This is a genomic window from Kocuria sp. UCD-OTCP, assembly GCF_000349605.1.
GTDB classification, from domain to species: Bacteria; Actinomycetota; Actinomycetes; order Actinomycetales; family Micrococcaceae; genus Kocuria; species Kocuria rosea.
The window spans coordinates 1-15228 of the sequence record NZ_KB714683.1 but is presented as its reverse complement, the minus strand read 5'-3'; the positions used below and the strand labels follow the sequence as shown (position 1 = coordinate 15228).

General features: G+C 72.5%; 12 protein-coding genes. 10 read left to right on the top strand and 2 right to left on the bottom strand.

Features of this window, described 5'->3' with window-relative positions:
- Position 1: 1 nt before the first annotated feature.
- A complete protein-coding gene (locus H488_RS33730; protein ID WP_017834659.1) occupies positions 2-1003 on the bottom strand; it encodes a Bug family tripartite tricarboxylate transporter substrate binding protein in 1002 nt (333 codons plus the stop codon).
- Positions 1004-1166: 163 nt separating this feature from the next.
- On the opposite strand from H488_RS33730, the gene H488_RS33725 reads away from it, so the two are divergent.
- The 6 genes from H488_RS33725 (at position 1167) to H488_RS33700 (ending at position 8473) form a co-directional block, all read left to right on the top strand.
- A complete protein-coding gene (locus tag H488_RS33725; protein ID WP_017834658.1) occupies positions 1167-2051 on the top strand; it encodes a LysR family transcriptional regulator in 885 nt (294 codons plus the stop codon).
- A gap of 132 nt (positions 2052-2183) precedes the next feature.
- Positions 2184-3131: a 5-dehydro-4-deoxyglucarate dehydratase gene (gene kdgD, locus H488_RS33720; protein ID WP_017834657.1), complete on the top strand. Its 948-nt coding sequence runs from the start codon at positions 2184-2186 to the stop codon at positions 3129-3131.
- Positions 3132-3180: 49 nt separating this feature from the next.
- The gene (locus H488_RS33715) at positions 3181-4806 is read left to right on the top strand and encodes an aldehyde dehydrogenase (NADP(+)) (RefSeq protein WP_017834656.1); all 1626 of its coding nucleotides are present in this window, start codon (positions 3181-3183) and stop codon (positions 4804-4806) included.
- A complete protein-coding gene (locus H488_RS33710) occupies positions 4803-6131 on the top strand; it encodes an enolase C-terminal domain-like protein (RefSeq protein ID WP_017834655.1) in 1329 nt (442 codons plus the stop codon). Before H488_RS33715 ends, H488_RS33710 begins: the two co-directional genes overlap by 4 nt.
- 19 nt (positions 6132-6150) lie before the next feature.
- Complete coding sequence (locus H488_RS33705) at positions 6151-7128, top strand: AEC family transporter (RefSeq protein ID WP_017834654.1); 978 nt, start codon at positions 6151-6153, stop codon at positions 7126-7128.
- Positions 7129-7255: 127 nt separating this feature from the next.
- A complete protein-coding gene (locus H488_RS33700; protein WP_017834653.1) occupies positions 7256-8473 on the top strand; it encodes an MFS transporter in 1218 nt (405 codons plus the stop codon).
- Here the strand turns inward: H488_RS33700 and H488_RS33695 are convergent.
- The gene (locus tag H488_RS33695) at positions 8460-9500 is read right to left on the bottom strand and encodes a LacI family DNA-binding transcriptional regulator (protein ID WP_017834652.1); all 1041 of its coding nucleotides are present in this window, start codon (positions 9498-9500) and stop codon (positions 8460-8462) included. The two genes, H488_RS33700 and H488_RS33695, sit on opposite strands and share 14 nt — an antisense overlap.
- Before the next feature lie 192 nt (positions 9501-9692).
- Between H488_RS33695 and H488_RS33690 the strand changes: the two genes are divergently transcribed.
- The 4 genes from H488_RS33690 to H488_RS33675 all read left to right on the top strand — a co-directional run.
- A complete protein-coding gene (locus H488_RS33690) occupies positions 9693-11042 on the top strand; it encodes an extracellular solute-binding protein (protein WP_081615857.1) in 1350 nt (449 codons plus the stop codon).
- The gene (locus tag H488_RS33685; protein ID WP_017834650.1) at positions 11042-11947 is read left to right on the top strand and encodes a carbohydrate ABC transporter permease; all 906 of its coding nucleotides are present in this window, start codon (positions 11042-11044) and stop codon (positions 11945-11947) included. The genes H488_RS33690 and H488_RS33685 overlap by 1 nt, the downstream gene beginning before the upstream one ends.
- A gap of 4 nt (positions 11948-11951) precedes the next feature.
- Positions 11952-12866, top strand: coding sequence for a carbohydrate ABC transporter permease (locus tag H488_RS33680; RefSeq protein WP_081615855.1), 915 nt, complete (start codon positions 11952-11954; stop codon positions 12864-12866).
- A gap of 29 nt (positions 12867-12895) precedes the next feature.
- Positions 12896-15228: glycoside hydrolase family 3 N-terminal domain-containing protein (locus tag H488_RS33675; protein ID WP_017834648.1), on the top strand; the 2333-nt coding region annotated here is incomplete at its 3' end.

Below are 15228 nucleotides of genomic sequence, written 5' to 3'. Positions count from 1 at the left end.
CCTACTCGGCGAGGGAGATGTCGTGCTCCTCGACGAGCTGCTCGTAGCGCTCGGCGAGCTCGGTCCACTCCGCCTCGACCTCCTCGCCGGAGACCTCCCACGGGGTGAGCAGGTTCTGCTCGTTGAAGTCCTGGTAGGCCTCCGACTGCACGGCGGCGTCGAAGGCCTCGACCAGCCGCGCCTTGACGTCGTCCGGGAGCCCCTCGGGAGCGGCCACCGCCCGGTACTGGGAGACGGGGACGTCGTAGCCGGACTCGACGGCGGTGGGCACGTCGGGCAGGAACTCGTTGCGCTCCTCGGAGAACACCACGATCGGCGTCACCTCGCCGGCGTCGATCTGCGGCTTGGCCTCGCCCAGCTGGACGGTGGCGACCTGCACCTGGTCGCCGAGCACGGCGGTCAGCGCCGGGGAGCCGGAGTCGAAGGGCACCTCGGTGCCGGTGATGTCGGCCTGCGCGAACAGCACGGTCTGGGCCAGCTGGGAGCCGGTGCCCACGCCGGTGGTGCCGTAGCTGAACGAGCCCGAGGCGCCCTGCACGTCCTCGAGGGACTCCAAGCCGGACTCCTTGCTCGCGACCATCACGTAGTCGTCCTGGGACAGGCCCTTGAGCACCTCGACGTCGTCCAGGGACACGGCCTCCTCCTCGCCCACGGCCAGCGGCGTGATGGTGATCAGCGAGGCGTTGAGCAGCACCAGGTTCTGGCCGTCGGGGGACGCGCCGGCGACCTCCTGGGTGGCGAGGGCGCCGTTGGCGCCGGGCTTGTTCACGACCGGCATCGGGACCCCGAGGTCCTCCGCGGCGGCGTCGGACACGGCGCGGGCGATGAGGTCGGTGGATCCGCCGGCGGCCTGGCCGACGGTCAGGGTGATGGGATCCGTCGGGAAGTCCGCCCCGGAGGCGCTGCTGCCCCCGCCGACGTTGCCGCCGCACGCGCTGAGCGCGAGGAGCGAGGTCGCTGCGGTGACGCCGACGAGCGCCGTGCGGAACGAGGTGTTCTTCATGGGTTCTCCTGAAGGGGTGAGGGATCGGAACCGCCCGACCGGGGCGCGAGAGGACTCGCACCCCTGTGAGTGGCATCACAAGCGGATCGGTTCCCGAGCCTAAAGAGGGATGATGATGCCTGTCCAAGCCAATTCGTGCATTGAGTAATACCCGGAGGACATGATGTTCACACTCGATCAGGCACGGAGCTTCATCGCCGTCGCGGAGGAGCTGCACTTCGGCCGCGCCGCCGTGCGGCTCAACATGACGCAGCCTCCCCTGAGCCGCCAGATCCAGAAGCTCGAGAAGACGGTGGGGGTCGAGCTCCTGGAGCGGGACAACCGCCGGGTGGCGCTCACGGCCGCCGGGCGGGCGTTCCTGGTCGAGGCCCGCAAGCTGGTGGTCGCCGCCGACCGGGCGCCGCTGCTGGCGCGCCGGATCGCCGCCGGGCGCTCGGGGGTGCTGCGGATCGGCTTCACGGCGGCCTCCGGGTTCAGCCTGCTGGGACCGCTGCTCAGCGAGATCGAGCGGGTGCTGCCGGACGTCGACGTCGACCTGCAGGAACTGGTGACCGGCGAGCAGCTGCAGGCGCTCGAGAACGGCGACCTCGACCTCGGGCTCGCCCGCCCGCCCTTCGACACGGAGCTCTTCGAGTCGCAGCTGCTGCTCGCCGAGGACCTGTACGTCGCCGCCCCGGCCGACCACCCGCTGAGCACCCTCAGGCGGCCCGTCACGTCGGCCGACCTCAAGGACCTCCCGCTGATCATGCACTCCCCCACCAAGGCGCGGTACTTCTACGACCACGTGGTGCGGCTCGTGGAGGTGGAGCACCGCAACGTCGTCCACACCGTCAGCCAGGTCCTCACCATGGTGGCGCTCGTGGCCGCGGGGCGAGGAATCGCCTTCGTCCCGGAGTCCGCCCGGCTGCTCGGCATCGACGGCGTGTCCTACCACCGGCTGGCCAGCAGCTCCTCGGGCTCCGTCGAGCTGCACGCCCTGTGGGACCGCACCTCGAAGAATCCCGCCCTGCACCACCTGCTCGACCTCCTGCGCACCCAGCCGCACTGAGCACAGCATCGATGCCCTCAGTGCATGACTCCATTCAAAAACGGCCTTGGACAGCATCAAAAGTCCTCCCTAGGGTGAGACGTGATTCACAGGCAGAACGCCTCACCTCGACCCATGCGAAGGACGACGACCGTGGCCACACACACTCCCCGGGAACTGGCGGACAAGCTCAAGGACGGCCTGCTGTCCTTCCCCGTCACCGCGTTCGACCAGGACCTGCTCTTCGACGAGAGCGCCTACCGCCAGCACCTGTCCTGGCAGGCCTCCTACCCCGTGGCCGGGCTCTTCGCCGCCGGCGGCACCGGGGAGGGCTTCTCCCTCACCCCCGAGGAGACCGCCACCGTGGTGGCCGCGGCCGTTGACGAGGTCGCCGGCCGGGTCCCCGTGCTGGCCCCGGCGGCCGGCAACACCGCCCAGGCCGTGCGCAACGCCGCCGACGCGTCCGCCGCCGGGGCCGAGGGCCTGCTGCTGCTGCCCCCCTACCTCACCGAGTGCGACCAGGAGGGCCTGCTCGCCCACGCCTCGGCCGTGTGCCAGGCCACCGACCTCGGGGTCATCGCCTACAACCGGGCCAACGCCATCTACTCCGCCGCCACGATCGCCCGGCTGGCCGAGCGGCACGAGAACTTCATCGGCTTCAAGGACGGCGTCGGCGACATCGAGCACCTCACCAAGGTCTACGCCACCAACGGGGACCGCCTGTTCTACCTGGGCGGGCTGCCCACCGCGGAGACCTTCGCCCTGCCCCTGCTGCAGCTGGGGATGAGCACCTACTCCTCGGCGATGTACAACTTCGTCCCCGAGTTCGCCCTGGAGTTCTACGCCGACGTCCGCGCCCAGGACCGGGCCGCCGTCACGGACAAGCTCAACCGGTTCGTGCTGCCCTACATCGAGATCCGCGACCGGGTGAAGGGCTACGGGGTCTCCATCGTCAAGGGCGGGCTCAAGGCCGTGGGCCGGGACGCCGGCGGGGTCCGCCCCCCGCTGCAGGACCTCACCGAGACCGACCTCGCCGACCTCACCGCCCTCATCGACGCCCTCCCCACCGGCACCCCGGCGGACACCCTGCAGCGGGCCTGACACCAGCCTCTCCCCAAGAGACCGCACGCACAGACAGCGAAGGAAACCCATGTCCGTGAGCACCCAGACCACCACCCTCTCCGGCCACTCGATCATCGCCGGCCGCCAGGTCGTCGGCACCGGCGGCACCACCCACGGCATCGACCCGGCGACCAACGCCGAGCTCGAGCCCGCGTACTCCCTGGTCGACGAGGCCCAGCTCGCCCAGGCCACCGCGGCCGCCGAAGAGGCCTTCGAGTCCTTCAGCAGCCTCGACCCCGAGACCCACGCGGGCTTCCTCGAGAAGGTCGCCGCCAACATCGAGGCCGCCGGCCCCGAGCTGGTGGACCGCGCCTCGACCGAGACCGGACTGCCGAAGCCCCGCCTGCAGGGCGAGCTGGCGCGCACCACCGGGCAGCTGCGGCTGTTCGCCCGTGTGGTGCGGCAGGGCGACCACCGCGGCGTGCGCATCGAGCCGCCCCTGCCGGAGCGCACCCCCCTGCCCCGCCCGGACCTGCGCCAGCGCAAGGTCCCGCTGGGCCCGGTGGCCGTGTTCGGGGCCAGCAACTTCCCGTTCGCCTTCTCCACCGCCGGCGGCGACACCGCCTCCGCGCTGGCAGCCGGCTGCCCGGTGGTCTTCAAGGCGCACAACGCCCACCCCGGCACGGGAGAGATCGTGGGCCGCGCCCTCACGGACGCGGTCCGCGAGAGCGGCCTGCACCCGGGGGTGTTCTCGCTGATCTACGGTCCCGGCGCGAGCATCGGCCAGGCCCTGGTCAGGGACCCGGCCATCAAGGCCGTCGGGTTCACCGGGTCCCGCGGCGCCGGCACGGCGCTGATGGCCACGGCTGCGGCCCGTCCCGAGCCCATTCCGGTGTACGCCGAGATGAGCTCCATCAACCCCGTCTTCCTCTTCGACTCCGCCCTGCGCGGTGACGCCGAGGAGTTCGCCCGCGCCTACGTCACCTCCCTGACGGGCTCCTCCGGGCAGCTGTGCACCAACCCGGGTCTGCTGTTCGTGCCCGAGGGAGAGGCCGGCGACGCGTTCCTGGCTGCCGTCGGGCTCGTGCTGGCCGACGCCGAGGGCGCGACCATGCTCACCCCCGGCATCGCCCGCTCCTGCCGGGAGGGCATCGACGCCCTGGGCTCCCAGGAGGACGTCGAGATCGTGGCCCGCGGCAAGGAGGGCCCCACCGAGAACGCCCCCGCCCCCGTGGTCTTCGGCGCCCAGGTCCCCGCCTTCCTCACCAACCCGGTGCTGCAGGAGGAGATCTTCGGCGCCTCGTCCCTGGCGATCCGCTACGGCTCCGCGGAGGAGCTGGTGGCCGCGGCGGCCCGGATGGAGGGCCAGCTGACGGCGAGCCTGTTCCTGTCCGAGGAGGACGTCCCCACCGCGGCCCCGCTGCTTCCGGTGCTGGAGCGCAAGGTGGGCCGGATCCTCGCCAACGGCTGGCCGACCGGCGTGGACGTGGGCGAGGCGATGGTCCACGGCGGCCCGTTCCCGGCGACCTCCGACTCGCGGACCACCTCGGTGGGCACGCTCGCGATCGAACGGTTCCTCCGCCCCGTGGCCTACCAGAACATCCCCGCCGCCCTGCTGCCCGCGCCCGTGCAGGACGACAACCCGTGGCACCTCAACCGCCGGGTCGACGGCCGCATCCAGCTGGCCGGCCCCCAGGAAGGAGACCGCGCATGAGCGCCCAGCCCACCGTCGCACGGCTCGAGGTCGTGCCCGTCGCGGGGCACGACTCCATGCTGCTCAACCTCTCCGGCGCCCACGGGCCGTTCTTCACCCGCAACGTGGTGATCGTGACGGACTCCGACGGGCGGACCGGCCTGGGCGAGGTCCCGGGCGGGGAGGCGATCCGCGCCACGATCGAGGAGGCTGCCGGGCTGCTGGCGGGGCAGCCCGTGGCGCTGTTCCGCACCCTGCTGCGCCGGGTCGCCGCGGCCTTCGCGGACCGGGACGCCGGCGGGCGCGGCCTGCAGACCTTCGACCTGCGCACCGCCGTGCACGCCGTGACCGGCATCGAGTCCGCCCTCCTGGACCTGCACGGGCAGTTCCTGGGCGTGCCGGTGGCCGAGCTGCTCGGCGACGGGCAGCAGCGCGCCTCGGTGCCCATGCTGGGCTACCTGTTCTTCGTGGGCGACCCGGACAGCACCGGCCTGCCGTATCTGCGCGAGCCCCACGGCGCGGACCAGTGGGAGCGGGTGCGCCGGGAGGAGGCGATGACCCCCGAGGGCATCGTGCGCCTGGCCGAGGCCTCCCGGGAGCGGTACGGCTTCAAGGACTTCAAGCTCAAGGGCGGCGTCCAGGCCGGCGACCTCGAGGTCGACGCCGTCACGGCGATCAAGGAGCGGTTCCCCGAGGCCCGGGTCACCCTCGACCCCAACGGCGGCTGGCTGCTCGAGGAGGCCGTCCGGCTGGGCCGGCGGATGCAGGGCGTGGTCGCCTACGCCGAGGACCCGTGCGGCGCCGAGGGCCGGTTCTCCGGCCGCGAGGTGATGGCGGAGTTCCGGCGGGCCACCAGCCTGCCGACGGCGACGAACATGATCGCCACCGACTGGCGCGAGATGTCCCACGCGGTGCGCGCCGGCGCCGTGGACATCCCGCTGGCGGACCCGCACTTCTGGACGATGGCCGGTTCCGTGCGCGTGGCCCAGCTGTGCCACGAGTTCGGGCTGACGTGGGGCTCCCACTCCAACAACCACTTCGACATCTCCCTGGCCATGTTCACCCACGTGGGTGCGGCGGCACCGGGCGAGATCACCGCGCTGGACACGCACTGGATCTGGCAGGACGGCCAGGGCCTCACCCGGGAGCCGCTGCGCATCCGCGACGGCGAGATCCGGGTGCCCGCGAGCCCGGGCCTCGGCGTGGAGCTGGACCGCGAGCGCCTGGCGGAGGCCCACGAGCTCTACCTCGAGCACGGGCTGGGCGCCCGCGACGACGCCGCGGCCATGCAGTACCTCATCGAGGGCTGGAGCTTCGACCCGAAGCGCCCCTGCCTGGTCCGCTGAGCCGGAGAGGAGCGGCCGGATGACGGGGGTGCTGCTGGGCTTCGGCGTGGTGGCCGTGCTCACGGCCGTCGGTTTCGCCACCGCCGCGCTGCTGCCCGGTGAGGCCCGCACCATGCGTGCGGGCCTCACCCCCGTCATCTACTACCTGACCAATCCGGCGCTGATGGTGGTGCTCGTGGCGGGCACCGACCTCGGGGCCGTGCTCGGGGTCTACACCCCGATCGCCCTCGCCGCCGCCGCGGTGGCGGGTGCGCTCTTCGCCCTGTACAGCGGCCTGGTGCTGCGCCGGGGTGCGGCCCGCACGGCGGTCGGCGCCATGGCCTCCTCCTACGTGAACGCCGGGAACATCGGGCTGCCCATCGCGCTCTACGCGGTGGGCAGCGCCGCGCCCGTGGTCTCCGTGCTGCTGGCCCAGCTGCTGGTGATCGCCCCGCTCTATCTGCTCGTGTTCTCCTGGGCCACCCGCCCGTCGCGCCGTGCCGGTCCGGGAGCGGCAATCCGGACGGCGGCCCCCGGGCGGACGAGCACCTCGACCGGCCGCACGATCGTGCGGTCGGTGGCGAACCCCGTCACGGTCGGCACCGCGGCCGGAGTGCTGCTCTCCGCGACCGGCCTGGAGGTGCCCGAGGTGCTGTGGGCCCCCCTCGAGATGCTCGGCCAGGCGTCCGTCCCCCTGCTGCTCCTGCTGTTCGGGATGGGACTGCACGGGCAGCGCCCGTTCCGGAACCGCGCGCTCGTGCCGGACGTGCTCGGCGGGACGCTGGTCAAGGTGGTCGCGATGCCCGTGCTGGCGTGGGCGATCGGCAGGTTCGGGTTCGGCCTGGGCGGCACCGAGCTGCTGGGCGTGGTCGTCATGGCGGCCCTGCCCACGGCCCAGAACGTGTTCCTGTTCTCGTCCCAGTTCCGGATGCCGGCCAACGCCGCCCGCGACATCATCCTCCTCAGCTCGTTCCTCTCCTTCCCGGCCGTCCTCCTCGCCGGCCTGCTCCTGCACTGACCCGGGGCGCCCCGCGTGCACGGCACCGGCGCTGCACGGGGTCGGAGCGCTGTCGCAGTACCGTGGAGCCTGTCCGGGCCGCCCCTCGCGGGGCCGGCCTGCCCGCCAGCCCCGAGGAGACCTCCCCGTGCCGAGCCCGAGCGCCGATCCGCCGAGCGCCCCCACGTCCCGCCGGGCGCTCGTCTACCTCGCCGTGTGCGTGGTCCTGGTGGGCCTGAACCTGCGCACGGTCTTCTCCAGCTTCTCCGCGATCCTCCCGGAGATCACCGCGGCCGCCGGCCTCCCCGGGTGGGCGGTCACCGTGCTGACCACCGCCCCGGTGACGCTGCTCGGCGTCTTCGCGCCGTTCGCGCCGCGCCTGGCCCGCCGGTTCGGGTCCGAGAACGTGCTGCTGGGCGCGATGGTGGTCCTGACCCTGGGCCTGGTGGCCCGCGGGCTGCCCCTGCCCGGGGCGAGCGCCCTGCCGCTGCTGCTCGCGGGGACGGTCGCGTGCGGCGCCGCGATCGCCCTGGGCAACGTGCTGCTGCCGTCCATCGTCAAGCGGGACTTCGCCCACCGGATCGGCCTGATGAGCGGGCTCTACACCACCGCGATCTGCGCGTCCGCCGCCCTCGGCGCGGGCCTCACCTACCCGGTGTTCCAGGCCACGGGCTCCTGGCGGGGCTCCCTGGCGGTGTGGGCGGTGCCCGCGGCCGTGGTGGTGGCGCTGCTCGTGCCGGTGGCGCTCCGCCGCCGGGCGCCCGGCCCCCCGCCGCCAGGGACCGACGGGCCCGGCCCCTGGCGCTCGCCGGTGGCCTGGCAGATCACCCTGTTCATGGTCTTCCAGGCGATGATGTCCTTCAGCGTCTTCGCGTGGCTCGCCCCCATCCTGCGGGACCGCGGGATCGACGGTGCCACCGCCGGGCTGATCGTGGCCGTGTCCATCCTGCTCCAGATGACGGGCTCGCTCTTCGCCCCGGTCCTGGCCGCGCGGATGGCCGACCAGCGGGTGCTCAACGCCGCGGTGGCCCTCATGGCCGGCGGCGGCTTCGTGCTCTCGATCTTCGGGCCCCTCCAGCTGATCTGGGTCTGGACCGGGCTGCTGGGGCTGGGCCAGGGCAGCCTCACCGCCGTGGCCCTGACGATGATCGCGCTGCGGACCCGCAGCAGCCACATGGCGGTGCGGCTCTCGGGCATGATGCAGGGCGTCGGCTACGGCGTGGGCTCCTCGGGCACCTTCCTGGTGGGGCAGCTGCTGCACTGGACCGGGGGCTTCGCCGCGGCGGGCGTCATGTTCGCGGCGGTCGGCACGCTCGCGGCGGTCTTCGGCTGGCAGGCCGGCCGGGCCCGCCTCATCCGGGAGTGACCACCCCGTCCGCCGCGCCCCGGGGCGCGGCGGTGGAGGAGCGCTCGACGAGCGAGGTCTGGAGCTGGAGCGGGTGGACCCGGCGGGACCCGCCGGCCAGCAGGGTGATCGCGCGCTCGACGGCCATCTCGCCCATGGCGTGCAGGGGCTGGCGCACCGTGGTCAGCTTGGGCGAGGCCCAGCGCGCGAGCAGCGTGTCGTCGAAGCCGACCACGCTGAGGTCCTCGGGCACCCGCAGCCCCGCCTGCCGGGCGGCCTCGAAGGCGCCGAGGGCGGCCTCGTCGGAGGCCGCGAACAGGGCCGTGGGCGGATCCTCGAGCTCGAGCAGCTCCTGGGCGCCGGCGAAGCCCGCCTCGTAGCTGAACCCGCCGCCCGTCACGAGCCCGGGGTCGTGCGGCACCCCGGCGTCCTCCAGGGCGCTGCGGTAGCCGGCCAGGCGCTCGCGCGCCGGGACCGAGCCCCCGGCGCCGCTGAGGTGGCCGATCCGGCGGTGCCCGAGCCCCAGGAGGTGGGTGGTGGCCTCGTGCCCGCCGGCCCAGTTGGTGGAGCCGATGCTGGGGACCGTGGACGGCAGGCTGTTCACGGGGTCGATGGCCACCAGCGGGACCTGCGCGTGGGCCGCGGCGGCCACCTGCTCCGCGGTCAGCGGGGTGGTCACGGCGATGACCGCGGTCTCGCCCGTGCGGCCGCAGCGGGCGAACCAGTCCTCGGAGAACGGGGGGACGTCGCCCTGCTCCAGGCTCGGCAGCGTGCTCAGCATGAGGTCGGCCTCGGCGCGGCCGCAGGCGTCCACGGCGCCGGCCATCACCTGGAGGGAGTAGTTGCTCTCGAGGGTGTCGAAGACGAGCACGATGGCCGTCCGGGGCCGGCGGGCGGCCGAGCCCGTGTAGCCGAGGTCGGCGACCGCGGCCCGGACCCGCTCCCGCGTGTCCTCCCCCACGTCGGGGCGTCCGTTGAGCACCTTGGAGACCGTGCCCTTGGAGACGCCGGCCTGGGCGGCCACCTGGCTCAGCGTGGTTCTCTTCATGCGGGACGATCTCCTCGGACGCGGGCGGGTCACGGGCGCACGGCGAAACGTTTCGACGCACTTCGCCGCAGTGGCCCCGGTCACACCAGGGGGTTGACGGGTGTGAAACAGGCCACTTACTCTTCTCGCAACGAAACGCTACACGAAAAGTTTCGTAGGCGCAATGCATTGCTCGACGACGAGGAGAACGCCATGACCACCCACCGCAGCCTCCGCCCCGCGCCCGCCGGCGCGCACCGGGGCCCCTTCTCCCCCCGCTCGCTGTCCCGCATCGCGCTCGTGGGCGCCGCGGCCCTGACCCTGGCCGGGTGCAGCGCCGGGGCCCAGCCCGGCGGCGGGGGCGGCGAGGGCGGCGCCAGCGCCTGGACGCTGACCGGCGGCGCCGAGGAGACGTTCCGCAGCTCCTTCCAGGCGTGGAACGACGCCAACGGCGACAGCCCCATCACCGCCGAGTACTTCGCGAACGACGCCTTCAAGGAGAAGATCCGCACCAGCGTCGGCTCCGGCAACGCGCCGACCCTGATCTACAACTGGGGCGGCGACACCCTGGAGAGCTACGTCGAGAACGGCAGCGTGGTGGAGCTGACCGGGGAGATCCCCGAGATGGAGGAGCGCGCCCTCGACTCCGTACTGGAGACCGGCAAGGTGGACGGGAAGCTCTACGCCGTCCCGAACAACAACACCCAGCCCGTCATCCTGTACTACAACACCAAGCTCTTCGAGGAGGCCGGCGTCGAGGTCCCCACCACGTGGGAGGAGATGCTGGACGCCGTGGAGGCCTTCAAGGCCGAGGGCGTCACGCCGATCTCCGTGGCCGGCTCCAGCCAGTGGCCGTACCTGATGTGGATCCAGTACCTCACCGACCGGATCGGCGGGCCCGAGGTGTTCCAGGCCGTCGTGGACGGCGAGGAGGACGCGTGGTCGCACCCGGCGATCACCCAGGCCCTGGAGAAGATCCAGGAGCTCGTCGAGGCCGGCGGCTTCGGCGACGCCTACGGATCCGTGGTGGCCGACGCGGGCGCCGACGTGGCGCTCGTGCACACCGACCAGGCGGCCATGATGCTGCACGGCAGCTGGGTCTACTCCAGCTTCCTCACCGACGCCCCCGAGTGGACCGCCGAGGGCAACCTGGGCTACACCACGTTCCCCGAGATCGAGGGCGGACAGGGCGACCCGCAGAACATCGTGGGCAACCCGGCGAACTTCTGGGCCGTGTCCGCGGACGCGTCCGAGGAGGAGCAGGCCACGGCCCTCGAGTACCTCGACGACATGAACCTCGACGACGCCGCGGTCGACACGCTCTTCGACGCCGGGCTGATCCCCGCCGTGGACGGCGTGGAGGACAGGATCGCCGAGACCGAGCACCCGGAGTACCTCGACTTCGCCTACTCGATGGTCCAGGACGCGCCGAACTTCCAGCTCTCCTGGGACCAGGCGCTCCCGGCCGACCAGGGACAGGCCCTGCTGACCAACCTCAGCCAGGTCTTCGCCGGCGAGATGAGCCCCGAGGAGTTCCAGACCGCGATGAACGGGACGCTCTGATGCTCGTGCGCTCCTCCACCCGGCGGAGGGCCCGGGCGGGCGCCGGCCCCAGCAACTGGATGCTGGCGCCCGCCCTGGTCTTCTTCGGCATCTTCGCGATCGGTCCGCTGCTGGGCGTCCTGGTGCTGTCCTTCATGGAGTGGGACGGCCTGGGCACCCCGCAGTGGACCGGGGGCGAGAACTGGGTGTCCGTGCTCGAGAACCCGGTCTCGCGGCAGGCGATGGTGCTGACGGTCCAGCTCACGCTGCTGAGCTACGCCGTGCAGTTCCCGCTGAGCCTGCTGCTCGGCGTGTTCATGGCCGGCCGCCAGCGGTACCGGGAGTTCCTCTCCGTCCTGTACTTCCTGCCGATGCTCTTCTCGGCCGCGGCGATCGGCATCGCCTTCAAGGCCCTGCTCGACCCGAACTTCGGGCTGTCGCGGGCGTTCGACGCGGCGCTGCTGCGGCAGGACTGGCTGGGTGACGGGAGCCTGGCGTTCTACGTCGTCGTCGTCGTCATCTCGTGGTCCTTCATCCCCTTCCACTCGCTGCTCTACCAGGCGGGGGTGCGGCAGATCCCGCGGACCATGTACGAGGCCGCCACCATCGACGGCGCGGGCACGGTGCGGCAGTTCTTCTCGATCACGCTGCCGCAGCTGAAGTACACCATCGTGACGTCCTCCACGCTGATGCTGGTCGGCTCCCTGACCTACTTCGACCTCGTCTTCGCCCTCACCGGCGGCGGGCCCGGCACCGCGACCCGGATCCTGCCCCTGGACATGTACCTGACCGGATTCCGCAGCAACCAGATGGGCGAGGCCAGTGTCCTGGCGGTCATCCTCGTCGCCGTGGGGCTCACCCTCGCCCTCGGCCTGCAACGGCTCACCGGGGCCGAAAAGATGGAGAGCCAGGCGGAAGGTGCGTAGTCCCATGAGCACACGAACCACGGACACCCCTCCCGTGCGCACGCGGCCCGGGGGCGCGCCCCGCCCGGACGCCCGGCCGGCGGCCGCCCGTCCCGCCCGCCGGCGCCGGGGGCTCCCGAACATCCCGGCGGCCGTCGGCGGCTGGCTGTGGCTGGGCGCGATCATCATCCCGATCTACTACATCGCGATCACGAGCCTGAAGCCCCGCGAGGACTACTACTCCACGAACCCGCTGCTGCCCTCGTCCCCGACGTTCGCACCGTACGCCACGGTCCTGCAGAACCAGTTCGTCCAGTACTTCCTCAACAGCGTGGTCGTGGTCGTGTTCACGGTGGCCGGGATCGTGTTCCTGTCCCTGCTCGCGTCCTACGTGATCGTACGCAGCCGGAGCGGGCTGGCCGTGTTCTCGAACCGGCTGTTCCTGCTGGGCATCGCCATCCCGATCCAGGCGACGATCATCCCGATCTACCTGATCATCGTCCAGCTCGGCCTCTACGACACCCTGGCCGCCCTGATCCTGCCCGGGATCGCGTCCGGGATCCCGATCACGGTCCTGATCCTGACGAACTTCATGCGGGACATCCCCAACGAGCTCTACGAGTCCATGACCCTCGACGGCGCCGGCGACTGGAAGGTCTTCCGCACGCTCGTGCTGCCGCTGAGCCTGCCCGCCATCACCACCGTGGGCGTCTACAACGCCCTCAACAGCTGGAACAACTTCCTGTTCCCGCTGATCCTCACGCAGAGCTCCGCGAAGCGCACGCTGCCCCTGTCCCTGTGGACCTACCAGGGGGAGTTCCAGGCCGACATCCCCGCCGTCCTGGCCGCCGTCGTCCTCTCGGCGCTGCCGATCCTCGTCCTCTACGTCTTCGGGCGCCGGCACCTCGTCGCCGGGCTCACCGCCGGCTTCGGCAAGTGACGCGCCCACCGAGCAGAAAGAACACCCCCATGACAGCACCCTGGAACGACCCCGCCCGCCCCGTCGCCGAACGCGTCGACGCCCTGCTGCAGGAGCTGAGCCTCGAGGAGAAGGCCGGTCAGCTCGGCAGCTACTGGCTGCGCCCCGACCCGGAGGAGGCCACGGGCGGCGCGGCCCCCATGGAGTCCGCCTTCGCCGACGACCGCTCGACCTTCGAGGCCGCGATCGCGCACGGTCTCGGCCACATCACCCGGGCCTTCGGCAGCGCGCCGATCTCGGCCGCGGACGGGGTGGAGCACCTGCGCACCCTGCAGCGCCAGGTCGTGGAGACCTCCCGGCTCGGGATCCCGGCCATCGCCCACGAGGAGTGCCTCACCGGGTTCACCACCCTGGGGGCCACCTGCTACCCGGCCGCGATCGCCTGGGGCGCCGCCTTCGACCCCGAGCTGGTCCGCACCATGGCCCGGCACATCGGCGCCGACATGAAGGGCGTGGGCGTCCACCTCGGCCTCTCCCCCGTGCTCGACGTCGTCCGCGACTACCGCTGGGGCCGCGTCGAGGAGACCGTCGGCGAGGACCCCTACCTCGTGGGCACCCTGACCACCGAGTACGTCCGGGGGCTGCAGGAGGCCGGCGTGATCGCCACCCTGAAGCACTTCGCGGGCTACTCCACCTCCCGCGCCGGGCGCAACCACGCCCCCGTCTCGATCGGACCGCGCGAGTTCCGCGACGTCGTCCTCGTGCCCTTCGAGATGGCCGTCAAGCTCGGGCAGGCCGGCGCGGTGATGAACTCCTACGCGGACGTCGACGGCGTCCCGCCCGTCGCCGACCCCGAGCTGCTCACCACCCTCCTGCGGGAGACCTGGGGCTTCGAGGGCACGGTCGTCTCCGACTACTGGGCCGTGAGCTTCCTGGAGTCCATGCACCACGTCGCCGCGGACCCCCGCGACGCCGGCGTCCAGTCGCTCGCGGCCGGGATGGACGTGGAGCTGCCCGAGACCGGCTGCTTCGCGGACCTCGCCGGCGCCGTGCGCGACGGCGCGCTCGACGAGTCCCTGCTCGACCGCGCGGTGCGGCGGGTGCTGACGCAGAAGGTCGAGCTGGGCCTGCTGGATCCGGGCTTCGACCCCGGCACCGCGGGCGGGGCCGTCGACCTCGACTCCCCGGCGAACCGCCGGCTCGCCCGGCGCATGGCCGAGGAGTCCGTCGTCCTGCTCAAGAACGAGGGCGTCCTGCCGCTGGCCCGCGACACCGCCCGGAAGGTCGCGGTCATCGGCCCCAGCGCCGGGCAGCCCCGCGCGTTCCTCGGCTGCTACAGCTTCACCAACCACGTCCTGTCCCGCTTCGGGGAGTCCGGCACCGGCATCGAGATCACCTCGATCGTCGACGCCCTCGCCGAGGAGTTCGCGGACGGGGGGACCACCTTCCGGCACGCCCGCGGCGTCGACTTCACCGACCCCGACACCAGCGGCATCGCCGAGGCCGTGGCCGCGGCCGAGGAGGCCGACCTCGCGGTCGTCACCGTGGGCGACCTCGCCGGGCTCTTCGGCACGGGCACCTCCGGCGAAGGCTGCGACGTCGTGGACCTGTCCCTGCCCGGCCGGCAGGCCGAGCTCGTCGAGGCCGTGCTCGCCACGGGCACCCCGGTGGTCCTCGTGCTCGTGACGGGCCGCCCCTACAGCCTCGGCGCGTTCGACGACCGCTGCGCGGCCGTGGTGCAGGCCTTCATGCCCGGCGAGGAGGGCGGGCACGCCGTCGCCGGAGTGCTCTCCGGGCGGGTGAACCCCTCCGGGCGGCTGCCCGTGGGGATCCCCCGGCACGTGGGCGGGCAGCCCGGCACCTACCTGACCCCCGCCCTGGGCGGATACTCGGAGGGCGTCTCCAACCTGGACCCTCGGCCGCTGTACCCGTTCGGCCACGGCATCGGCTACTCGAGCTTCTCCTACGACGCGCTCGAGCTGTCCGCGGCCGAGATCGGCACCGACGGCACCGTGGAGGCCGCGGTCACCGTGACCAACACCTCCGGCCGGGCCGGCCAGGAGGTCGTCCAGCTGTACCTGAGCGACCCCGTCGCCCAGGTCGTCCGGCCGCTGAAGATGCTCGTCGGCTTCGCCAAGATCGCGCTGGAGGCCGGGCAGAGCGCCCGCGTGGTCTTCTCCGTCCACGCCGACCGCACCTCGTTCACGGGCCGGGCCGTGCGCCGGATCGTGGAGCCGGGCGAGTTCGTCCTGCGCGCCGGCACCTCCAGCGAGGACCTGCCCCTCGAGGGCCGGTTCACGGTCACCGGCACGGTCCGGGACGTGGAGGACGCCGACCGCGTCCTCACGACCCCCGTTTTCGAACGGGTTTTACAACTACCTCC